Genomic DNA, 22,462 nt, shown 5'->3' with positions numbered 1-22,462 from the left:
CACCGCTTCGGCAGGTCTTCTGAATTCCTGCTTCAGCCTCCGAGTTTCTCGACCGCCGCGAGGAGTACGCATGTCGCCAGGCCGTCCATGGCTGCGGTGACCTCGTCCACGGGCGGCATGGTCGGCGCGAGCCGGATGTTCTGGTCCTCGGGGTCGCGCCCGTACGGGAACGAAGCCCCGGCCGGGGTCAAGGCGATGCCCGCTGCCTTAGCGAGTTCGACCACTCGCGAGGCCGTTCCGGGCACCACGTCGAGGTTCACGAAGTATCCGCCCGCGGGCTTGTTCCAGGTCGCGACTTCCATGCCGCCCAGGCGACCGCTGAGCACCGCGTCGACCGCGTCGAACTTGGGCGCGATGATCTCGCGGTGCTTGCGCATGTGCTGGCGGACGCCGTCGGGTGTGCCGAAGAACTGCACGTGGCGCAGGTGGTTGACCTTGTCGGGGCCGATGGAGCCCTTGCCGAGATGCTGGAGATACCACGCGATCTGCTCCACCGAGGCGGCGAGGAAACCGACACCCGCACCGGCGTAGGTGATCTTCGAGGTCGAGGCGAACATCAGCGGGCGGTGCGGGTGCCCGGCAGCCGACGCGAGCGTGATGACGTCCGCGCTCTTGGCCTCCTCCTCGGTCAAGTGGTGCAGGCCGTAGGCGTTGTCCCAGAAGATCTTGAAGTCGGGCGCGGCCGTAGGCATCGCCACGAGTTGGGAGGCGACCTCCTGCGAGACCACGGCGCCGCTGGGGTTGGCGTACGTCGGCACCACCCAGATCCCCTTGATGCTCGGGTCGTCCTTGGCCAGGGCAGCGCAGGCCGCGACGTCAGGCCCGTCGTCGTGCATGGGCACCGTCACCATCTCGATGCCGAGTTCGGCCAGCAAGGCGAAGTGGCGATCGTATCCGGGCACGGGGCAGATGAACTTCAGCGACTCTTCACGGCTCCACGGTCGCTCGCTGTCGACGCCGCCGAAGAGCAGCAGGTCGACCAGGCAGTCCCGCATCATCGACAACGACGAGTTGCCGCCCGCGACGACCTGCTCCGGCTCGACCCACAACAGATCCGCGAACATCTCGCGAAGCTCGCGCAGGCCTTCGAGCCCGCCGTAGTTGCGTACGTCGGTCCCGGACGCATCCAGGAATCCCCGGGGCAGTGACAACAACTCGTCGGACAGATCGAGTTGCGCAGCAGAGGGCTTGCCTCGGGTGAGGTCGAGTTTGAGACCGCGGTTCTTCAAGTCCGTATAGCGCTGGTCGAGGTCGGCGCGCAGGCCGGCCAGGTCGTCCGCGGACAGTTGCGACAAGGGCGAGTGGGTCACGGACCAATGTTAGGGGCCGACGGTGAGTGCTTGGGCGGCAGCCTGCGCCTGCTCGGTCACGTCGTCGGGCACCGGCGTCGACCGGGCGATACGTGCCTGCCACCGCTGCACGGCGATCACTTTGGCAGCCGCCTCCTCCACCCGTTCCCGGGTGACCCGGCCGTCCTTGATCGCCGCGGTCAGCGTGCGATGTGTCTGGGCGGTGTCGACCGGCATCAGCAACAGGTCGGCGCCGGCGTTGAGCGCGTTGACCGCCGGGAACGGCTCTGAGAGCGCACCCCCCATGCCGAGGGAGTCGGTGATCGTGACTCCCTCGAAGCCGAGGTCGTCGCGTAGGAAGTCGTACATCCGCTCGTCCATGCTTCCCGCCCGCCCCGGCGCGATCGCCTCGACGTCCACGTGAGCGGTCATGATCGAGGGAGCCTTTGCGGCGATCGCTGCCTCGAAAGGTGGCAGGTCATGGTCGCGGATCTCCTGGAGCGAGGACTCCAGGACCGGCAACTGTTCGTGCGAATCGGCGGTCACCTGGCCGTGGCCGGGGAAGTGCTTGGTCGTCGAGACGATGCCCGCTCGATTGAAGCCCTCGACCGACGCCGCGACCGTGGCGGCTGCGACCTCCGGGTCCTCCGATGGCGACCGGGTCCCGATGGTCACGTCGGCGTCGCCGATGGTCACGTCACCCACGGGCGCGAAGACCCAGGTAAAGCCGAAGTCTCGAAGTTCGAGACCCGTGGTGAACGCCGCTCGATCGACGATCTTCGCGCCGGCCTCGCGATCACGCGCGACGCCGGCACCGGCATAGACGTACGCCGGGAAGACGGTGGCGATGCCGCGCAGATGCTCGACGGAACCACCCTCCTGGTCGACTCCGAGGACGGCCGGGAAGTCACGCCCGTCGGCTTTCATCGCGGCGCTGACGGCTACCGTGGTGGCGCGCACCTGCGCGTCGTCAACGACGTTGCCGTTGGTGACGCTGACCCCGGCCAGGTGCAGGTCCTCGACCAGTTGCGCAGGGATGCTGGGGTCGGAGCCGGCATAGCGCCCGACGATCACCTGGCCGGCCAACTGCTCGGGCGTCCAGGTCTTGACGAGTGCCTGCGCGTCCGCCAGTTCACCGACCGTCGGGCCCCAGGAGAGCACCTCGTCGCGATCCACCGACGGCTCAGAAGTCTCGGAGGGTTCTTCGGGGGTTCGTGCTGCGTCGTGGGTTGGCTCTGCCGATCTCGTACTCTCACCGCTCGCGCCCGACCCACTGATCGTCGGCCACGCCAGCAGCAAGCCGAAGCCGAGCAGCAGGACCAGGCCCAAGACCAGGGGCAATCGGCTGCGCGGTGCGCGGCCTCCCGAGTGACGTCCCCTCATGAAGTAGGCGCCAGCTCGGACCAGACTGCGCGTACGCGCGCGGCGAGCTCATCCAGTGTGCCGGAGTTCTCGATGACATGGGTCGCGATCGCCAGCCGCTGCTCGCGCGTCGCCTGGGCGGCGATCCGGGCCAGCGCCTCGTCGACGCTCCAGCCGCGGTCGTGGACCATCCGCTGGATCTGCTGCTCGGTCGGGGTGTCGACCACGACCACGGCATCGAAAGCCTCGGCCATCCCGGCTTCGGCCAGCAGGGGGATGTCGTGGACGATCAGAGCGTGGGCGGGCGCCTCGGCTTCGATCTCGGCGCTGAGTTCGCGTACGAGCGGATGAATGATCGCTTCCAACCGTCGCCGGGCCTGCTCGTCGCGGAACACGAGCGCACCTACCGCCGGTCGATCGAGGTCACCCTCGGCCGTCAGCACCACGGGTCCGAACGCCTCCACCACCTGGGCCAGGCCCGGCGTACCCCTCGCGACCACGTCGCGGGCCAGTTGGTCGGAGTCGATGATCACCGCACCGAGGTCGGACAAGAGTTTCGAGACCGTGCTCTTGCCGGACGCGATGCCACCGGTGAGTCCGATCCGCTTCCGCACGCCGGGGATACTAGCCCGCGTGAGTTTGCCGAGTCTGCACCCGGGCGATCGGGTCGCGCTGTTGGTGCCCGGGAGCGCGACGTACGCGCAAGCCTGCCTGGCTCTCCTGGACTGCGGTGTCTTTCCGGTGCCGCTGGACCCCAAGCTCACGGCGTACGAACGCGACGCGATCCTGGCGGACGTCGATCCGGTTCACGTCGTGACGGACCCGGTCGAACTCGATGGCCTCGTCGCCAGTCGCCGCGACCTGCTCCCCCGCGGCCGACCGATGCACGTCACCAGCGGTACGACCGGCCGACCCAAGGCAGTCTTCTCGGGGTTGCTGTCCGAGGACCACGCGACCGCGTTGGTGACCGAAGAGCGCGACCTGTGGGAGTTCTGCGCGACCGACGTGAATCTCGTGGTGAGCCCCCTGCACCACTCCGCGCCGTTGCGGTTTGCGATGGGCACGCTGTTGGCCGGTGGGCGGCTGGTGGTGCCGGGTCCCTTCGACGTCGTACGACTGACCGACGCGATCGTGCGCGAACGCCCGACCACGATGTTCGTGGTGCCGACTCATCTCCAGCGTCTGTTCGCCCATTGGGACGAGGTGGGCTGGCCCGATCTTTCGTCTTTCCGGCTGGTGGCACATGCCGGTGCGCCGTGCCCGGTCGCGGTCAAGGCGCGGCTGATCGAGCGATTCCCCGCGGGCTCGACCTGGGAGTTCTACGGTTCGACCGAAGGGCAGTTCACCGCCTGCAGGTCCGAGGAATGGCTGGAGCGCCCCGGCACCGTAGGACGCGCTCGCCCCGGGCGGTCGATGACGGTCGACGGGGACGGCCATCTGTGGTGCGAGGTGCCCGAACACGCACGGTTTCGCTATTGGAACGCGCCCGAGAAGACCGCTGACGCCTGGCGCGGCTCGGCATTCACCGTCGGAGACCTCGGCCGGATCGACGAGGACGGGTATGTCTGGCTCGACGGTCGCCGCGTCGACCTGATCATCTCCGGCGGGGTCAACGTCTATCCCCTCGAAGTGGAGCAGGTGCTCCACGAGGTCCCGGGGCTCGTCGACATCGCGGTCTTCGGCACCCCGGATCCCGAGTGGGGGCAACGCGTGTGTGCTGCAGTGGTCGGGGACGTCAGCGAGGAGTCGCTGCGCTCGTACGCGCGTACGCATCTCGCGCCAGCCAAGCGCCCCAAGGACTATCTGTTCGTCCCCGATCTGCCCCGGACGGCGACCGGGAAGGTGCGGCGTACGGACCTCGGCCACCCCTGAATTCGCGAAGAACTGCGGCCGGGAGGGCCAGCCGACTCGCGCCGACCGGCCCTGCGGCCGCAGTTCTTCGCCTTAGGTGCCGTCAGTGAAGCGGATCTCGTACGACCCGCTCTGCAAGCCGGTCAGGCGGTAATTGCCCTGGGCATCCGTGGCGGCGGCGACTTTCTCGGACCAGTGTTGCGCCCCTTTGCGGGTGCCGTACGCCACGACGGTCACGCCGCCCAATGGCTTGCCAGAGCGACTGGTCACCCGTCCGGTGATCACCGCCTTGCCTGGGCGCGCGTTGCCGGCCTGCGCCTTCAGACTCAACGAGGCTGCGGCTGCGCTCGGTCCGCCTGGCGTGGCTTGCGAACTGCTGGCGGCCGTGAAGACGAGCATCGTGGCGACCAGTGCGAAGACTGCAGCCAGCACGTGCAGGTGCGCTGCCCGGAAGTGTCTGACGTTGGATTTCATGGACGCTCTCCCCTGGCCGACCCGAATGGCATTCGTAGAGATGGAACGCGCGTTAGGTCACGGTGCGCAAGAACGCAGATATTTTTGCCGAGGACACCGCAGCGGTCTAGACCGCTAGTCGTGCAGTTCGTCCAATGCCTCGACCACGGCGCGCGCAATCCGTCGCTCCCCCGACTCCGTGGGATGCAGCCCGTCGTAGACGTCCTCGGCTTCGAAGTAGCCGCCGATGTCGGCGATGATCACCCGGCTGTCGGGCTGGTCGAGCTCGGTCGCGATCGCGTCGAGGCGTGCATTGAAGGCCCGGGCCTTCTCGCTGTCGTTGACCAGGTGCAGCAAGACGATGTCGGTCTCGGGAGCCGACTTGCGAGCCGATTCGATGAAGGTACGCGCCTCGGTCTCGGTCGCTGCCACCGAACGACCCCACCAGCCGAGGTCGTTGGTCCCGAGCAGGTCGACGATCACATCCGGCTCGAACTCTTCGGCCAGCGACCCGATCGTACGCCCGAGATCCTGGTAGGACGCTCCCCAGCGCGAGGCGTGGTCCTGGTCGAAGTCGGAGTCGCGGTAGCCGGGCTTGTCGTAGTCCTGGGTGGCCAACTCGTAGAGCCCGCGGGTCGGCCCGACGAAGTCGACGTTGGCGTCGTCGCGCTCGAGTTCCTGCCAGGCCCAATAGCGCCAGGTCCAGTCCCCGACCCGGCCTTGGGTGAGCGAGTCACCCACCAGCATGACGCGGGTGGGCTCCTCCTTGGTTCCGCAACCGGTCGTGATCAGGAGCAGTGCGGCCAGCAGAACGAGAAGAGCCCGCCCGGACGAATCCGGACAGGCTCTTCTCATGGTGTGCTCGGCTGTGGGCGGGCTCGGTGAACCCGAGTCGCTCAGTTGCCGCCGGTGAGCTTGTCGCGCAGGGCCTGCAGGGCCTCGTCGGACGCCAGCGAACCGGAGTCGGCAGCCGGAGCCTCCGAGGAGTAGGACGTAGCTTCGCCGGCCTCGACCTCGGCCTGCTTGGCCTCTTCCTGCTGCTTGACGTGCGCCTCCCAGCGGGCGTGCGCCTGGGCGTACTGCTCTTCCCACGCGGCGCGCTGGTCCTCGAAGCCCTCGAGCCACTCACCCGTGTCGGGGTCGAAGCCCTCGGGGTAGATGTAGTTGCCCTGCTCGTCGTAGGTCGCCGCCATGCCATAGAGCGTCGGGTCGAACTCCTCGACGTCCGAGGCGGTGGCGGTCTCGTTGGCCTGCTTGAGCGACAAGGAGATCCGGCGACGCTCCAGGTCGATGTCGATGATCTTGACCATGACGTCGTCGTTGACCTGGACGACCTGCTCGGGGATCTCGACGTGACGCTCGGCGAGCTCGGAGATGTGCACCAGACCCTCGATGCCCTCCTCGACGCGGACGAAGGCACCGAAGGGCACCAGCTTGGTGACCTTGCCCGGCACGATCTGACCGATCTGGTGGGTGCGAGCGAAGTGCTGCCACGGGTCTTCCTGGGTCGCCTTCAGCGACAGCGAGACGCGCTCGCGGTCCATGTCGACGTCCAGCACCTCGACGGTGACCTCGTCACCGACGTTGACGACCTCGTTGGGGTGGTCGATGTGCTTCCAGGACAGCTCCGAGACGTGCACGAGGCCGTCGACGCCACCGAGGTCCACGAAGGCACCGAAGTTGACGATGGAGGACACGACACCCTTGCGGATCTGGCCCTTCTGCAACTGGGTGAGGAATCCGTGACGGACCTCGGACTGGGTCTGCTCGAGCCACGAGCGACGCGACAGCACGACGTTGTTGCGGTTCTTGTCGAGCTCGATGATCTTGGCCTCGAGCGTCTGGCCGACGTACGGCTGCAGGTCGCGCACGCGGCGCATCTCGACCAGGGACGCGGGCAGGAAGCCGCGCAGGCCGATGTCCAGGATCAGGCCGCCCTTGACGACCTCGATCACGGTGCCCTCGACGACGCCGTCCTCTTCCTTGACCTTCTCGATCGTGCCCCAGGCGCGCTCGTACTGCGCACGCTTCTTGGACAGGATGAGGCGGCCTTCCTTGTCCTCCTTCTGGAGAACGAGGGCTTCGACCTGGTCGCCGACCTTGACGACCTCGTTGGGGTCGACGTCGTGCTTGATGGACAGCTCGCGCGAGGGGATGACGCCCTCGGTCTTGTAGCCGATGTCGAGGAGGACCTCGTCACGGTCCACCTTGACGATGGTGCCGTCGACGATGTCGCCGTCGTTGAAGTATTTGATGGTGGCGTCGATCGCCGCGAGGAAGTCCTCTTCGGACCCGATGTCGTTGACCGCTACCTGCGGGGCGTCGGTGTCCGGGAATGCGTACGTGCTCGTCATGAGGTGTGTGGGAACCTTCGGATGGATAGAAGTTGTGCGGGCACGCGAGGAGCCGGTTTCACTACCGGTGGTGCTGCGCTGCGGACCTGAAAGGGTGTCGCCGCGTGATAGCGAGCTCGTGGTCCACTCCATGTCGGGACGGGGCAGACTCTTCGCGCGAGCGCCAGCCTACGCGGGTGGGCAGTCAGCGGCCAATCGGGGGTGCCGGGGTCAGCGTCGCCAGAAGCTGGTCGGGTTGAGCCAGCCCAGGATCGTGTGCCACCACGGCGCCTTCGTACGCAGTTCGCGTTGCAGGGAGGCGATCTCCTCCCAGAAACGGGTGGCTTCCTCCTCCGTCGGTTCACGATCACCGAACGTCCCCTCGTCGGCCAGCACGGCCAGGGCCCGGGGCTGGCCCAACGCCTCAGCCTGGCGTGGTCGACTGTGCGTCTTGGGGATGTCATGGCCCAGGTCTCGGCCGGTGTCGATCAACTCCTGCCAGCCGCGGGCGAAGCGATAGGGAGTACGCCGGTCGGTGCGCCTGCGTCGGCGCCTGACCAGCTTGGCCAGCGGCACCCCGGCGAGCAGGGCCAGCAGGGCGAGCGCGTACGGCCACCACTGTGTCTGCTCGTCCGTGAGGTCGACGGTGATCTTCTCCGGCTTCTGCTCCTTCTCCTTGCGTTCCTGCCGGATCTCCTGCTGCCGCTTGATCTCACCCTTCTTGGGCATCAACGTGCCGCGTCGGGTCTTCGGCGGGTCGGTCGGCTTGGGCTCCTTGGTGCCCAGGAACCGTTCGGTTGGCATAGTGCGCCAGGTGCCGTCGGCCAGTTGCACCTCGACCCAGGCACGCACGTCGGCGCCGGTGACGACCCGGTGGTCGGGCACGACCGCACCCACGACCACGCGCGTGGGGATCTTCATCCGGATGCCCAGCAGGGCGAGCGCGGCGGCGTACTGCTCGTCGTTGCCCACCACCTGCGGTGCGTCGAGAAACAGGGTTCCGAGTCGCTCGGCACCGTGCCCAGGCAGGAAACGGGTCTCCCAGCCGAACGCGCCGTCGCTATAGGCCCCCTCCCGTTTAAGCTTCTCCGCTGCCGCGAAGAACGCCTCCATGGGGGTGCCGGTGGCCTTCAGGAAGCCCTGCGCCAGCGGATCGACGAAGCCCGCGCGCTCGTAGAGATCAGGATCGACGTCTTGGGCGGCCTTCATCGAGGGCTTGAGGGTCGCATCGGCCATCCGCGAGACGAAGTAGTAACTCTCCCCCGGCTTCACCCAGCGGCGCAGCACCGCGGTGCCGGTCGCGACGTTGTAGTAGATCCGGTCGAAGGTCGTATAGAAGCCCAACTCCTGCAATTGACCCGCCAGCGGCACCCAGTTGCCGCGGTAGCCGTCACCGATCTCGACCTGGACCATGGCTAGACGGCCGGACGCCGGGTTGTCGAGCTTGTGGCCCATCTTCAGATAGCGATCCTGCGACTCCGACGGGGAGGTGTCGGGGTTGGGCCGCCAGTTGTTGCCGTCATACCAGTCCAGCGCCGCGAAACGCAGTCGCATCCCCTGAGCGCCGTCGCTGACCCGCAAGAGTTCGGCCTTGTTGACGTTGTCGAGGATCGCAGGGTCCTGCGGTCGATAGCGCCGAAACCCGTCGAGCAAGGTGGGTACGGGGCTGGTGTCGAGGCCCTTGGCAACGGTCTCACGCAGCAGCGTCGGCTCGGCGCCGCCGAGCGCGACGCCGTGCAGCACGGAGCCGCCGCCCAACGCGAGGAGCGCCAGGAACGCACGGGCCAGGAAGGTGATCCGCGAGCGCGAGGTGGCTCTGTCGTTGCGGGCGTTGCGGTCCGCGCTCCACAGCAGAGCTATCGCGGCGACCGCGAGCCCCACCCATACCAACTCGGTGTCCCCTCGGCCCAACGTCAGCGCGACGGCCATGCCCGCGAGCAGCGGCGTCACGGGCAGGAGGGCGCTGCGGGTGTAGCAGGCAAGCGCAGCCGACACGAACGCCGGCACCAGGCCCAGGATGAGAGGGACCAGAAGCACCTTGCCGGTGGCGTCGACGCGCGGCAGGGTCTCGTACACCAGGGCCCAGGAGTCCACGGAGCCACGCACGAGGGCGCGCCACGAACGGTCGTCGATGATCAGCCGCCCCAGCCCCTCGTGACGGGAGACGAACGCCTGGGCCGAGACGACGTACGCCGCGATGCCCGCAAAGGGCAGCGCCCAGACCGGCCACGACCGCGCTCGCCACTGCCCGACCAGGAAGGCGCCGACGACGACCGCGGTGACGCCCACGACGAACCAGGCGTACTCGGCGAAGGTCGTCCACAGTGGCAGCAGGGCCAAGATCCCGATCGCGCAGACCGCCAGCATGTCGGCGCCGATCCCGCGCAGTTGAGGCTGACCGACTTGTGGTGCGCGTACGCCCGTACTCACGCGGGCCCCCACAGGAACTGGTCCATCACGCGCGGCAGTTGGTCGAGGTCGCTGATGCGGCCCTCGACCAGGGTGCCGATGTTGAGCAGTCCCGGCATGCCGTCGGCCTCGGCACGCAACAGCAGGATGCGAGCCTGCGAGGAGAAGTTGCTCAGCAGCCGGCTGGCGTCCTCGGTCAGCCGACGAGACCCGGTCATCAACACCAGGAGTCCCGGATCGGCGCCCTGCGCCTCCGCGTGTGCGCGGAAGACCAACTCTTCGAGGGCAGCGGCGCCGGGTTCGGCGCGGCAGGTCGCGTCCAGGACCGCTTCGGCGGTGCTGTTGCGCAGGTGCTCCTTGCCGCAGTGGAACGAGACCTCCAGGTCGTCGGTGGCCGCACGCGTGGCCAACGAGGCCGCCATCGACAGAGCCAGCTCGAACTCGCGACCGCGCCGGTAGGCCGCACGTTCGGTGTCGACCAGCAGCGTGATCTGGCTGCGTCGCGTGTCGTGATACTGGCGTACGAGCAGCCGGTCGGCCTTCGCCGACGAGCGCCAGTGGACATGACGCAGGTCGTCGCCCGGGACGTATTCGCGCAACGCGTGGAACGACAGGTCGCTCATCGAGATCTCGTCACTGACCACGCCCTCCAGATCGCTGGCCTGCCCGACGCCCAGGCTTTCCACGCGCACCGTGCGCGGGCGTACGTAGAACTCCACCGAGGCGGCCTCGCCGCAGACGCGTCGAAACAGCCCGAGCGGGTCTTGGCGCAGGACCTCGGCGGGCCCGATCTCGTGTACGCCGCGCCGCGCACCCGGGACCTCGATCTCGACCTGAGTCGCCCCGCCACGGGGAAGGTGGCTCAGCACGCGGCGATAGATCCGCCCGAACGCCGGCAGATGCACGATCGGTTGGGCCATCGGCAGCGCACCCCGGTTGCGTACGTCCACGTGCGCCCAGGAACCTGCGCCCACGACGGCTCGATAGGGGCGCATCACGACTCGGACGTCGGCGCGGGTGGGCAGCAGGACCAGCGCCGCCGAGAGGACCAGCACGAGCAACACCGAGGCGCCCAACGCGCCGAAGACCGACGACCCGATCCACCTGGACACGACCAGACAGCCCACGCCGAGAGCGAAGGTGCTCCAGGCGAGCGGTGTGATCGCGCCGAAGAACCGGCGAAGTGAGGTCATGCGCGCGTGGTCGGGGGCGTCACGCTGTCGAGGAGGCGGTCGATCACGTCGTCGATGGTCACCCCGGTGAACTGAGCATGGCCGTCGAGCAGCAGTCGGTGGCACAACACCGGGTGAGCCAACGACTGGATGTCGTCGGGCACGACGTGGTTGCGTCCGTCGGCGATCGCCCAGGTCTTCGCGACCCGGATCATCGCCAAGCAGCCGCGCGCGGACAGGCCGAGCTTGAGATCCTGCAACTCGCGGGATGCCTCTGCGAGCTTGCGCACGTACGTCGCGATCGCCGGGTCGAGGTGGACCCGCGCCGCCAGTCCCCGCAACGCCAAGATGTCGCCGGTCGTGGCGACGGGCTGGATCATCGAGGCCCGATCCCGCAGTCCGGAGTTGAGCAGCAACTCCTCCGTCGACTCCGCGTTGGGATGCCCGACCGCCGTCTTCATCAGGAAGCGGTCGAGTTGGGCCTCGGGCAACTTGTAGGTGCCGGCCTGTTCCACGGGGTTCTGCGTGGCGATGACCATGAACGGGGGTTCGACGTCATGCGTGACGCCGTCGACCGTGACATGGCCCTCCTCCATCACCTCCAGCAGCGCGGCCTGTGTCTTGGGTGACGCGCGGTTGATCTCGTCGGCGAGCACCAGGTTGTGGAAGATCGGACCGGGGTGGAAGTCGAACGAGCCGCGGTGTTGGTCATAGACGGTGACGCCGGTGACGTCGGAGGGCAGCAGATCCGGGGTGAACTGGATGCGCGCGTGCGAGCCCTCGACCGCGCGGGCCATGGCGCGCGCCAGCATGGTTTTTCCGGTGCCGGGCAGGTCTTCGAGCAGCAGGTGGCCCTCGCTCATCAGGCATGTCAGCGCGAGCCTGATCACCGTACGTTTGCCGAGCAGCGCCTGCTCGATGGTGGTGGACATCTGCTCGAACGCACTCGCAAAAGCCTGGACCTCCGACTGCCCGAGCGTGGCGGTGTGGTCGGGTGCGCTGATCGACATGCGCACATCGTAGGGGGCATCGATCCTCGACCGAGTAGGTTCGGTCCGTGCAAGAGCAGCCGGCTCTCAGGGTCGAGCGTCGTCCCGTGTCCGAAGACGAGTCACGTCGCGCCAACGGCCCCGACTGGGATCGTTACGCCGACGAATACCAGTCCACGCACGGCGAGTTCCTCGGCGATGTCGGCTTCCTGTGGGGACCCGAGGGGACTCGCGAGGACGACCTGGGCGTCCTGGGTGACCCACGCGGTCGCAGCATCTTGGAGATCGGCTCCGGCGCGGGGCAGTGCGCCCGCTGGTTGACCGCGCGCGGTGCCTTCGCCGTCGGGCTCGACTTGTCGCATCGCCAACTCCAGCACAGTCTGCGACTCGACGACGCCACGAGCGTGACGGTGCCCGCCGTGCTGGGCACCGCGGCGCAACTTCCATTCGCCGAGGACGCCTTCGACGTCGTCTTCTCCGCGTTCGGCGCACTGCAGTTCGTCGCCGACGCCGACGCGCTCGTACGTGAGGTCGCGCGCGTGCTCACACCAGGAGGACGCTTCGCCTTCTCCATCACCCACCCGACGCGCTGGATGTTCCCCGACGACCCGGGCGAGGAGGGTCTGACGGCGAGCCAGTCCTATTGGGACCGCAATCCCTATGTCGAGGTCGATGAGGCGACCGGCCTGGTGTCGTACGTCGAGCATCACCGCACCCTCGGCGATTGGGTACGCGCTCTCGCCGCGGCGGGGTTCCTGCTGCGTGATCTCGTGGAACCCGAATGGCCGGAGGCGCTCGACCGGGACTGGGGCGGCTGGTCGCGTACGCGCGGGCTCCTGACGCCGGGATCGGCGATCTACGTCGCCGATCTGGCGCGCGGCTGACTCAGGTGCAGATGTAGTAGTCACCTGGCGCGTGCAGGGTGACGCGCAAGGTCGCCTCGTGCGCGGACGTGCCGACGAACGTCGTGGTGCGTGGATCGACTTCCCAATCACGCGAAGGGCCCACTACACCGTCGCGCTCCAGCACCGTGGTCATCTTTGCGGTCGGGCCGAGGATGCCGGTCTGCGCGCCCGCGCCGTACGCCGCCAGTGCCAGCTCGGGCTTGTCCCCCAGTGCCTTGTACGTGGCGCAGCCCTTCTTGAGCCTGGTGTCGCGGCTCCATCCGTCGCCGAACTCCAGGCGGGGCGCCATCTCGACCGGGAGTTGCTGCTCCTGGTCGACGCCGACGAAGTACCACCCTTCGGCGTTGACCAGGTCCTGCTCGGTGGGCTCGCCTGCGGGCAGCTTGGACCACATCTCTTCGCGGGCGATGAGATCGGCTCGGAACCGGAAGGTCAAGAAGTCGCAGCCGGCTTGGGTGAGCACGGGCTGGCCCTGCTGGGCCGCCTTGCGGATGCCCTTGAGCAGGCCGGGGTTCTGCCCGGAGATCAGTTCCCGGGTGGACTGCTCCTGGTGGAAGAGGCGCTGGCCGTTGATCATGATCGCGGCGAGCAACCACACGGCCAGCACCGCCGCCACCCAGCGCGGTTGCGCGATCCGCGGCCAGATCAGCCCGATCAGGATCGCCATCGCCGGCGCCAGGAAGACGCAGGTGAAGTAGCCGTAGCGCGACAACTCGAAGTTGCTGATCCCGAACGAGGGGCGAGTGATGCCGGCGAGCGTGATCTGGAAGAACGCGGTCAGCACGCCCGCAAGTCCTAATTGCCGCAGCGGCCATGGTGTTTCGCGTACGAACAACACCACGCCCACCAGCACCAGCAGCGCGACCAACCCCGAACCGGGGAAGACGAAGAGTCGCTGCAGATGCGTCGTCATCGCCTCGGCCAGCATGTCGGGCACGTCGGCGTACGCCCAGGTGTCGAGTTTCTCCTTGACTCCGCCCCAGCCGAAGAAGACGAACCACACCACGAAGATGACCAGCGGCACGGACATGACGCGTGCCCCCGCGCGCCACCCCCAGCGGAAGGTGGCGAACGCGGTGGCGAACGCGACCGCTGTGATGCCGACCCCTGACAGGGTCAAGGCGATGACCAGGAGGATCCACATCGGACGCAGCGCGGAGTCGACCGTGTCACGCCCGGCGGCGACATAGACCGCGAGGAAGCCCAGCAGGACGGCACCGATGCTGCCCATCGTGACGCTCCACAAGATGGCGCCGCCACCCGCGCCGAGCGTGACCACGATCAGAGCGGGGCCCAACGCCTGCCAGCGGGCCGTCCCCAGGCGTACGAGCAGCAGATACAACACGACACCCAGCGCCAGGTGCATCAGGATCGGCACCAGACCGTAGGGCAGGTAGGTCCGTAGGCCGAACACCGCGAACAAGGCCCGGTAGATCAGGATCGTGCCGGTCGACCAGTGGTCGTCGTGCGGGGCCCACCAACCCTTGTCGACACCGGTGACGGTGCCGCGCTCCAGCAGGAAGTCATCGTCATCGCCCCACAAGAAGTAGAGCGTGTTGGCGATGCGACCCAAGAAGATGCCCTGCGCCAGCACAGCAACGGCGAGCATGGCTGCAGGCAGCCACGCTCGCCAGTTGCGGATCCAGGTGCTGCGACTCCCCCGCTCACGCAGAGCGGTGAGGGCCGAGCGAGGAGGGTGAGCGGAGTCGCTCACACATCCGTCTCGTCGTAGTCGTCATCCTCGTCCTTGCGGCGCGTCGCCAAGAAGACACCGGCCAGCAACGCGGGGATGCCCAGGATCAGCCCGAAGAGCGGGACCTTCTGGCGGATGATGTTGAGGCTGGAGACGTTGGCCTTGGTGTCCTTGAGGCTGGTCTTCAACTGGTCATCGGTGAACGCGATGTCGAGGGTGATGAAGTTGTTGCCCTCGGTGTCGACGCGGACCTGGTGCTCCTGCTGGTTGATGATCGAGCCGGTCAGCGGCTCCACCGTGATGATCTTCTCGGTGGTGTAGAAGCCGTTCACGCCGTCGGTCACTTCGATCGGCGCCTTGTCGACGGTGACCTTGTACTTGTAGACCTTCAACCCGTCCATCGTGGCCTCGCCGTCGAACTTGGCGTCAACCGCCTCGCCCACGCTGGCGTCCCAGTAGGGGTAGGTCTTCTTCTCCGAGTTGAAGGGCCACTTGTTGACCAGTCCGGACTTCTCGCCGGCACTGGCCGGGACCAGTTTCGGATCATTGACGGCCATGCCGGTGATCCGGTCGGAGGCGAAATCATCCTCGCTGGCGGTGATCAACCGGTCCTGCGGGTCGTCGGCCGAGACACAGTCGGGAACATCGCCCTCGTCACGCACGACGCACGACGAGTTGGTCCAGACGACTACCTTGTCCGTGGACTTCTCCGAGTCGGTGCGGGTGATGCTGGTGACCTTGACCGGCATCGGTGCATCGCTGCCGAGAGCCGCCTCACCGGACAGACGAGTGGTGGTGTCGACGTTTAGCGGCGTCTTCATCAACTGATCGGTCGCATAGAACTTCGCCAACAGGGCGAGCATGACGAGGAATCCCCCGAGCAACCCGAGGAACATACCCAACTTCCGCACTGCTGACCTCCCAGTATGTGGTGCGCGTGCGCGAACAGTAGCAGCACCTTGACGCACGAGTAGCAACCTTGTGACACGCGTCGTTCTAGAGTGCGCCCATGAGTTCCACGACCACTTCGGCTGCTCCAGCCACTCGGCCCAGGCTGCTTGCGCTCGACGGGTTGAGGGGCATCGCGATCGCGCTGGTCGTGCTCTCGCATACGTGGGTGTTGACGCAGATGCCCGACGAGGGTCCTGGTCGGGTCCTGATGACCAGTGGCAACTATGCGGTGGCGTACTTCTTCGCCATCGGCGGTTTCTTGGCCACGCGGGCGCTGCTGCGCGAGGTCGAATCACGTGGTCAGGTACGCCCGGCGATCTTCTTCGTCCGCCGCTGGATCCGGATCTCCGGCCAGGTCTATCCCCTGGTCATCTTCGTGCTGGTGCTCACCGCCATTGACGCCAACATGGAGACCTACCGGCAAAGCGATACCCGCGCATCTGCCTGGCACATCGTGACCTACACCTGGAACGGCTATCTGCGCGAGCAGGCCTTCTTCGCGCGCCCCGACCTGGGCCATCTCTGGTACGTCTGCACCGACATCTGGGTCGTGGGCATGATCGCGCTGGCCGTCTTTTTGCTCCGTGGTCGGCGAGTTCCCCTGTTCGTGCTGTTCACCGCAGCCGCGATCGTGGTCTACATCTTCCGCCGCGATGTCTTCGTGACCGAGTCCGAGTCAGCCGCCCTGATCCGCATCCACACCCGCGCCGACGGGCTGCTGTGGGGAGCCGCAGCAGCCGTGGCGATGCCGTGGCTGGAGCGCCTTCGCCCGTACGCGCGAGAGATCGCCCTGGCCTGTTTCGTGGCGCTGATCCCGCTGATGTGGGGTGTGAACAAGACCGGCTTCTTCACCATCTGGAGTCTGGTGCTCGCCGTGCTGTTGGCCGCCTTGGTCGCCATGATCGCGCTCGGTGAGCCACCGATGCTGATCAATGGGCTGCTCACCAACCGGTGGCTGGTGCGGCTGGGCGAGTACTCCTTCGCGCTGTACGTGTGGCACTACCCGGTGTTCTGGTACATCTCGCGCAACTACCCCGACTGGTCCGACACGACCCGCGTGATCGTGGGCTACCTGGTCATGGCGGTGCTGGCGCTGATCGTGCAGCGGCTTATCGAGCGACCGCTCGTGAAGTGGTTGTCCTCGGACTCGTGGTCGGTGTTCTCGGCCGGGCTGCTGCCGGGTCTGCGCACGCTCGCGACGGGTCGGCTCAAGGCAGCGCGCGCGAAGCGCACGAAGGCCGCGGCCTCCGACGACGACTACTTGGAGTTGGACGCCGAGGATCTCACCGCCGAGGTGCCCCCGGACGGCGCGGGAGACCCGCGCCGCTGAAGGGTCAGCCCTTGCGGCGACGCAACTTGTCGACGCGAGCGAGCACCTTCTGCACGCTCTCGTCGCTGACACCCAGCTTGCGCTTCATCCGGTCGTACACGTCGACGGCGATCCGATCGGCGCCGATCGCGACCTTCTTCATGCCGTCCTGCGGCCGAGCGCGGTAGTTGGTGGAGCGGCGTACGGCCTGCTGCTCCTGGGTGAAGTAGTACAGCGCCATCGAGCGACGGGCCTCCTCCGGCGGGCAGGTGAGCCCGTCGGGGTGGCCGTGGAAACTGTCGAGCGTGGTGGTGAAGACCAGCATCCGGTTGCCCGCCGGTGTCACGGTGCCCTGGCAGGCGGTCATGTCCTTGTCCCACAACTCCAACTTGCCGCCCCAGTCGTCGTGCCACTCGCGGTTGAGGTAGAGCAGGATGTTGACCCGGCGAGCCCAATCCTCGTGGTCGTGGTGCGTCGAGAAGTCCGCGTGGATGTTGAGGTGTCCGCCACGCAACGTCTGGTGCAGGCCCCCGCCGTCCATCGACCAGTCGGCCATCATGTTGTCGATCCCGGTCAGGTCACCGAGGAACTTCACGAAGCGGTCGGAGCACAATTCGCGTGCGACGGCCTGGAGTTCCGGCCCCCAACTGTCGGGCACGGTGTTGGAGTACTTCGTCTCGTTGACGTGCAGGTAGCCCTTCCAGAACTCGTCCTTGATGCCGGGGAACTCCCCCGACGCCTGTTGGAACACCTCGGGGAAGAGCACGTCGTCGAAGACCATGTGGGGAAACGGCTGCGCCGCCGCGTACTCCGCGCGCTTGCGATCGAGGTCAGCGGTGAGCCGGTCGTAGTCCACGAGGGTGGAGCGGGCTGTGCTCTCGGCTGCCGGGGACGAAGTCATGGAGCGAATCCTACGTGAGCCACAGGCATCGCGTACGATGCTCCGGGCGCGCGGGGGAACATGGGCCGGCGCCTTCAGGGAGGTAAGTCTTCGTGTCATCTGCCGTGTCCGGCGCCCCGCGAGTCGGCGTACTCGTGGTCGCGTACAACGCCGCGTCCACGCTCGCCGCGACCCTCGATCGGCTGCCGGCCAGCTTCGCGCAGACCGTCGACCACATCATGGTCTGCGACGACGCCAGCAGCGACGACACCTACGAGATCGGGCTCGCGTACCGCTCCGGTTCGCAACTTCCGATCACCGTGGTCAAGCACCCGGAGAATCTCGGCTACGGCGGCAACCAGAAGGCCGGTTATCACTGGGCGATGGAGCACGGACTCGACGTGGTCGTGCTGCTGCACGGCGACGGCCAGTACGCCCCCGAGGTCATCGAGACGTTGGTCCAGCCACTGGTCGAGGGACGTGCCGACGCCGTCTTCGGCTCGCGGATGATGGAGCAGGGGCGCGCCCGCGAAGGCGGGATGCCGCTGTACAAGTACGTCGGCAACCGCATCCTGTCCACGATGCAGAACCGTCTGGTCGGACTGACGCTCAGCGAGTGGCACAGCGGCTATCGCGCCTACCGGGTCGACGCGCTTCGCGCAATCGAGCTGGACTCGTTCAGCAACGACTTCGACTTCGACACCGAGATCATCTTGGGTCTGCATGGGGCAGGACAGCGGATCCTGGAGGTGCCGATCCCCACCTACTACGGCGACGAGATCTGCCACGTCAACGGCTTGAAGTACGCCAAGGACGTCACCGCCGACGTGCTGCGCTTCAAAGCCAAGCGGATGGGCTTCGGCACCGGTCCGAGCGGGTCGACGATGGCCGCGGACGTGAATCCGTACGAGATCAAGCCGTCGCCGCACTCCTCACACGGCAAGTTGCTGCACTGGCTGGGGCAGGCCAAGTCGGGTCGGGTGCTCGACGTGGGGTGCTCCGACGGCCACTTCGGCGCCCTGGCCAAGCAACTCGGTCACCATGTCGACGGCATCGACCTGATCGCCCACCCCGACGCCACCCGCCTGCTCGACGGGTTCCTCGAGGCCGACCTGACCCACGGCCTGCCCGACGGCACCGGGACGTACGACCTGATCGTGGCCGGCGACATCCTCGAGCACGTCGTCGACCCCGAACTGCTGCTGCGCGACCTTCGCGACCACCTGCGTGACGACGGCGAGATCCTGGTCTCGGTGCCGAACTTCGCGCACTGGTATCCGCGCGGGAAGGTGGCACTCGGGCGCTTCGACTACGACCAGCGCGGACCGCTCGACCACACCCACGTCCGGTTCTTCACCCGTCGCACCTTCGAGCGCCTGGTCAACTCGTGCGGTCTGCACATCGCCGAACGCGACGTCGTAGGTTCCCCCGTCGACGTCTTGGATCGAGGCGGCCAGACCGCGCTGAGCAAGATCGCTCGCGGTATCGGGGTGGCCGATCGCGGCGCGACCCAGGTATGGCCGACCATGTTCGGCTATCAGTTCCTCTACCGGCTGGAGCGCATTTGAGCTCCAGCCAGACGCCCCCACGGCTGATCACCCTGAGCAGTGTGGGCGGCGCGTTGCTCGGTGGACTCGTCTTCGTCGGCGCGCTGCTCAACTACACCCGAGACGTCGGACGCAGTCCGACCGCGATCGGGTATGCGGCCAATTTCTTCGAGACCCAGGCCAAGGCGTTCCTCGACGGCCATCTCTGGGTGCCCGACGGCTCACTGAGCATCGAAGGATTCGTCCAGCCCGACGGCCACACGTACATGTATTTCGGGCCGTTCCCGGCGCTACTGCGGATCCCGATGCTGCTCGTGACCGATCAATTCAACGGCCAACTGACGGTGACGTCGATGTTCTTGGCCTGGCTGGTGCTGGCGGTCTTCGTCTCGCGGCTGTGCTGGCTGATCCGCGACCTGTTGCGAGGTGACGAGCCGGTCACCCGCACCGACGCTGCGCTGGCCTTCTTGATCATCGCCGGACTGACCGGCGGCACCGTCTTGACCTTCGACGCCGCCCTGCCCTGGGTCTATCACGAGGTCTACCTGTGGCAGAGCGCGCTCGTGGTCGCCGCGATGTACTGGATGATCCGAGTCGTCCGCGAGCCCGACCCCAGGCATTTCGCCTGGCTCGGCGCCTGCGCGCTCGGCGCTGCCTGGACGCGTACGACCGGGGGCTGGGGCGTCTGCCTGGCAGTGCTGCTGCTCGCCGCGTGGATGCGGTGGGGACGCACGAACACGCACCTGCGCTCCTGGGCCCCCTGGGCGCTGGCGGCCGCGTTGATCCCCCTGGCCGCCGGAATCGCGGTGAACATGATGAAGTTCGGTCACCCCTTCATGTTCCCGCTGGAGAACCAGGTCTGGACCGAGGTCAACGAGCACCGCCGAGAGGCCTTGCGCGTCAACGGTGGTTCGATCACCGGACTGCAGTTCTTCGTGCCCGCACTGGTGGCGTACTTCGGTCTCGGGATCAGGTTCGTGGACTACTTCCCGTGGATCACGCTGCCCGCCCACGCCCCCGACGGATACGGCGCCTTCATCGACCAGGCCTATCGCACCGGCAGCGTCACCATGTTCATGCCGCTGTTCTTGCTGCTCGCTCTCACCGCGCTGCCGGTGATCTTGCGTCCGACCGGCTCGCATCCGCGCGGTGAGGCACTGCGGTCACTGCGTGCTCCCGCGCTGGCCGGTTTCCTGATGACCGGCGGCGTGATGGCGTACGGCTACTTCGCCTACCGCTACACCAGTGAGTTCGTGCCCGCCCTGGCCCTGGGGACGCTGATCGCGCTCTGGGCCTGGGTCGCGCCGCTGGCGCGCCGTTCTCGCGCCCGCGCGGTCGGCCTCGGTGGCGTCGTGGCGGCGGGCGTCGCCTTCGGCATGGTCGCCAACAGCGCGGTCGGACTCACCGAAGCCGCGACGCAGTATCAGGGCGAGAAACTGGCCCGTTATGTGTCGTGGCAAAACGACATCAGCGGCGGTCGGGAGAGTGGCCTGTCGCGCATCATCACGACCGCCGAGGAACTTCCCGAGACCGGCCGTGCCGACGAACTGCTGATCGTGGGCGACTGCGATGCCCTCTACCTCGGCACCGGGCGCGAGGATGAGGCGTGGTCGGTCGTGGAGCAGCGCAACCAGGTGCTGGAGGTGCGCTTCCCCGATCCCTTGAAGGATGGCGAGACGCTGCTCTTCGAGTCAGACGGTCCCGAGCAGCGCGAGGTGCTCTTGCGTACGCGTCGCGACGGATTCGCCTGGCTGGTGTTCGCCAACGAGGACGGCCGCATCAACGGCGCCCCCTTCCAGCCCGCACCCGAACAGGTGATGCGGGTCGGCTTGCGCGGTGAGCCTTCCCTGGGCGTGCTGGAACTCTCCTCGGCACCGGGCGGTTTCGTCGGCTACCTGCCGGCCCAGGAATGGTCCGACGACTGGCTGGTGCAGCACCGGACGTTCACCAGTCCGTGGACCGAGGCGGGAGTCGACGAGCAGACGCTCGTGTCCGTACGCCCCGGAGTCGGCGTCGCGCCGACGTTGTGCCCCGCACTCGCGGCCGACAACGACATCGCACTGCCGTGACAACATCTCGGGTCGCGATCTTGTCATGGCGCGACCTCACCCACCCCGACGGCGGCGGCAGCGAGGTCTATGTCGAGTCGCTGGCGTCAGGTCTGGCAGAGCGTGGCCATCAGGTCACGCTGGTCTGCGCACGCCACGGCGACGCCGCCCGGCTCGAACGTCGCGACGGCTTCGAGATCCGGCGAATGGGTGGGCGCCTGACCGTCTATCCGCGCGCGCTGCTGTGGGCCTGGCGGCAGGGCCGTCGCCTGGACGTGGTGCTCGACGTGATCAATGCGCTGCCCTTCGCAACGCCCCTGTTGCCGCACCCGCGGGTGATCGGGCTGATCCACCATGTGCACCGCGAGCAGTGGCGCATCATCTATCCCGGCCTCGGCGGGCGGCTGGGGTGGTTCGTCGAGTCCTGGATCGTGCCGAGGCTGTATCGACGTACTCCTGTGGTGACCGTCTCCGGCGCGAGCCGAGACGACCTGGTCAGCCTCGGTTTCGCACCGGAGCGCCTGCACGTGGTGCACAACGGCACGGCACCGGCACCGGCTCCGCTGACGCCACGCTCGCCGTCACCGCGGCTGGCGGTGCTGGCTCGACTCGTACCCCACAAGCGGATCGAGGAGGCGGTGGACCTCACGGTCGAGTTGCGCCGCGAGTTCCCCGATCTCGTCCTGGACGTCATCGGCGACGGCTGGTGGGCAGAGCAGATCCAGGCACACATCGCGCGGCGGGGCGCCCAGTCGTACGCCACCTGCCACGGCCACGTCAGCCAACAGCAGCGCAGCGACCTGCTGGCCGGCGCCTGGCTGTTGGTGGTGCCGTCGGTGAAAGAAGGGTGGTGCCTGGCGATCATGGAAGCCGCCCAGGTCGGTACCCCGGCAATCGCGTATCGCGCGGCCGGAGGGCCGCGAGAATCGATCGTGGACGGTGAGACCGGGTGGCTCGTCGACAGTTATCCGGAACTGCGTGACCGCGTCCGGGAGATCTTGACGACCGGCCCCGGGTCAGAGCACGCCGAAAAGGCCCGGGCACATGCCCGGACCTTCACATGGGACCGCGCGGTCGAACGCTTCGAGGCCGTTGCCGGCCTCGATCAGTCGCCGTAGACCAGCGGGCGCTCAGCGGCAGGGTTCTTGTCCGGGGGGGCCGTCTGGCTAGAAACCAGGCCGAACATGGCAAGGAACGCCAGACCCGCGCCGATCACCGGTGCAGCAACGGCACCCGCGTTGAAACCGAACATGCAGACTCCCCTATAAGTC

At 67.4% G+C, this 22,462-nt stretch carries 19 protein-coding genes; 6 read left to right on the top strand and 13 right to left on the bottom strand.

Going from position 1 to position 22,462, the window contains the following annotated elements:
* Nucleotides 1–32: 32 nt before the first annotated feature.
* From V9G04_06085 to coaE, 3 genes are read right to left on the bottom strand one after another with little or no spacing between them, the layout of a single operon-like run.
* Nucleotides 33–1,310, bottom strand: a complete 1,278-nt coding sequence (locus tag V9G04_06085) for an aminotransferase class I/II-fold pyridoxal phosphate-dependent enzyme (protein MEI2712863.1) — start codon at nucleotides 1,308–1,310, stop codon at nucleotides 33–35.
* A 9-nt stretch (nucleotides 1,311–1,319) separates the two neighbouring features.
* Nucleotides 1,320–2,672 (bottom strand): glycoside hydrolase family 3 N-terminal domain-containing protein, encoded by a 1,353-nt coding sequence (locus tag V9G04_06080; protein MEI2712862.1) that lies wholly within the window; start codon nucleotides 2,670–2,672, stop codon nucleotides 1,320–1,322.
* Entirely contained in the window at nucleotides 2,669–3,265 is a 597-nt protein-coding gene (gene coaE, locus V9G04_06075) for a dephospho-CoA kinase (GenBank protein MEI2712861.1), read from the bottom strand. The genes V9G04_06080 and coaE overlap by 4 nt, the downstream gene beginning before the upstream one ends.
* 19 nt (nucleotides 3,266–3,284) lie before the next feature.
* On the opposite strand from coaE, the gene V9G04_06070 reads away from it, so the two are divergent.
* Nucleotides 3,285–4,523, top strand: a complete 1,239-nt coding sequence (locus V9G04_06070) for an AMP-binding protein (protein ID MEI2712860.1) — start codon at nucleotides 3,285–3,287, stop codon at nucleotides 4,521–4,523.
* 72 nt (nucleotides 4,524–4,595) lie between these two features.
* On the opposite strand, the gene V9G04_06065 is transcribed toward V9G04_06070, so the two are convergent.
* The 6 genes from V9G04_06065 to V9G04_06040 form a co-directional block, all read right to left on the bottom strand.
* A complete protein-coding gene (locus tag V9G04_06065) occupies nucleotides 4,596–4,976 on the bottom strand; it encodes a carboxypeptidase regulatory-like domain-containing protein (GenBank protein MEI2712859.1) in 381 nt (126 codons plus the stop codon).
* Nucleotides 4,977–5,090: 114 nt separating this feature from the next.
* Nucleotides 5,091–5,702, bottom strand: a complete 612-nt coding sequence (locus tag V9G04_06060) for a GDSL-type esterase/lipase family protein (GenBank protein MEI2712858.1) — start codon at nucleotides 5,700–5,702, stop codon at nucleotides 5,091–5,093.
* Nucleotides 5,703–5,851: 149 nt separating this feature from the next.
* Complete coding sequence (gene rpsA, locus V9G04_06055; protein ID MEI2712857.1) at nucleotides 5,852–7,309, bottom strand: 30S ribosomal protein S1; 1,458 nt, start codon at nucleotides 7,307–7,309, stop codon at nucleotides 5,852–5,854.
* A gap of 210 nt (nucleotides 7,310–7,519) precedes the next feature.
* Nucleotides 7,520–9,718 (bottom strand): transglutaminaseTgpA domain-containing protein, encoded by a 2,199-nt coding sequence (locus V9G04_06050; GenBank protein MEI2712856.1) that lies wholly within the window; start codon nucleotides 9,716–9,718, stop codon nucleotides 7,520–7,522.
* On the bottom strand, nucleotides 9,715–10,890 hold the full coding sequence (locus V9G04_06045; GenBank protein MEI2712855.1) for a DUF58 domain-containing protein: 1,176 nt from the start codon (nucleotides 10,888–10,890) through the stop codon (nucleotides 9,715–9,717). Before V9G04_06045 ends, V9G04_06050 begins: the two co-directional genes overlap by 4 nt.
* The gene (locus tag V9G04_06040) at nucleotides 10,887–11,879 is read right to left on the bottom strand and encodes a MoxR family ATPase (GenBank protein MEI2712854.1); all 993 of its coding nucleotides are present in this window, start codon (nucleotides 11,877–11,879) and stop codon (nucleotides 10,887–10,889) included. The genes V9G04_06045 and V9G04_06040 overlap by 4 nt, the downstream gene beginning before the upstream one ends.
* 86 nt (nucleotides 11,880–11,965) lie before the next feature.
* Between V9G04_06040 and V9G04_06035 the strand changes: the two genes are divergently transcribed.
* Nucleotides 11,966–12,742, top strand: a complete 777-nt coding sequence (locus V9G04_06035) for a class I SAM-dependent methyltransferase (GenBank protein MEI2712853.1) — start codon at nucleotides 11,966–11,968, stop codon at nucleotides 12,740–12,742.
* A 1-nt stretch (nucleotide 12,743) separates the two neighbouring features.
* Here the strand turns inward: V9G04_06035 and V9G04_06030 are convergent, their stop codons facing one another.
* Both V9G04_06030 and V9G04_06025 read right to left on the bottom strand, forming a co-directional pair.
* Entirely contained in the window at nucleotides 12,744–14,477 is a 1,734-nt protein-coding gene (locus V9G04_06030; GenBank protein MEI2712852.1) for a hypothetical protein, read from the bottom strand.
* The gene (locus V9G04_06025) at nucleotides 14,474–15,367 is read right to left on the bottom strand and encodes a DUF3068 domain-containing protein (protein ID MEI2712851.1); all 894 of its coding nucleotides are present in this window, start codon (nucleotides 15,365–15,367) and stop codon (nucleotides 14,474–14,476) included. The genes V9G04_06030 and V9G04_06025 overlap by 4 nt, the downstream gene beginning before the upstream one ends.
* A gap of 98 nt (nucleotides 15,368–15,465) precedes the next feature.
* Between V9G04_06025 and V9G04_06020 the strand changes: the two genes are divergently transcribed.
* On the top strand, nucleotides 15,466–16,737 hold the full coding sequence (locus tag V9G04_06020; GenBank protein ID MEI2712850.1) for an acyltransferase: 1,272 nt from the start codon (nucleotides 15,466–15,468) through the stop codon (nucleotides 16,735–16,737).
* 4 nt (nucleotides 16,738–16,741) lie between these two features.
* Here V9G04_06020 and V9G04_06015 read toward each other — a convergent pair whose 3' ends face one another.
* Nucleotides 16,742–17,617 carry a 2OG-Fe(II) oxygenase gene (locus V9G04_06015; GenBank protein MEI2712849.1) on the bottom strand — a complete coding sequence of 292 codons (876 nt, stop codon included), beginning with the start codon at nucleotides 17,615–17,617 and terminating at the stop codon, nucleotides 16,742–16,744.
* 92 nt (nucleotides 17,618–17,709) lie between these two features.
* Between V9G04_06015 and V9G04_06010 the strand changes: the two genes are divergently transcribed.
* From V9G04_06010 to V9G04_06000, 3 genes are read left to right on the top strand one after another with little or no spacing between them, the layout of a single operon-like run.
* Nucleotides 17,710–19,164, top strand: a complete 1,455-nt coding sequence (locus tag V9G04_06010) for a bifunctional glycosyltransferase/class I SAM-dependent methyltransferase (protein ID MEI2712848.1) — start codon at nucleotides 17,710–17,712, stop codon at nucleotides 19,162–19,164.
* Entirely contained in the window at nucleotides 19,161–21,212 is a 2,052-nt protein-coding gene (locus tag V9G04_06005; protein MEI2712847.1) for a hypothetical protein, read from the top strand. Before V9G04_06010 ends, V9G04_06005 begins: the two co-directional genes overlap by 4 nt.
* A 20-nt stretch (nucleotides 21,213–21,232) precedes the next feature.
* Nucleotides 21,233–22,309: a glycosyltransferase family 4 protein gene (locus tag V9G04_06000; GenBank protein ID MEI2712846.1), complete on the top strand. Its 1,077-nt coding sequence runs from the start codon at nucleotides 21,233–21,235 to the stop codon at nucleotides 22,307–22,309.
* Here the strand turns inward: V9G04_06000 and V9G04_05995 are convergent.
* Nucleotides 22,297–22,443 (bottom strand): hypothetical protein, encoded by a 147-nt coding sequence (locus tag V9G04_05995; protein ID MEI2712845.1) that lies wholly within the window; start codon nucleotides 22,441–22,443, stop codon nucleotides 22,297–22,299. The genes V9G04_06000 and V9G04_05995 overlap by 13 nt on opposite strands.
* Between the last annotated feature and the right edge of the window lie 19 nt (nucleotides 22,444–22,462).

Source organism: Nocardioides sp., from assembly GCA_037045645.1.
Classification (GTDB): Bacteria; Actinomycetota; Actinomycetes; order Propionibacteriales; family Nocardioidaceae; genus Nocardioides.
The sequence above is the reverse complement of the archived record's forward strand: the minus strand, read 5'-3'. Positions and strand labels throughout refer to the sequence as shown.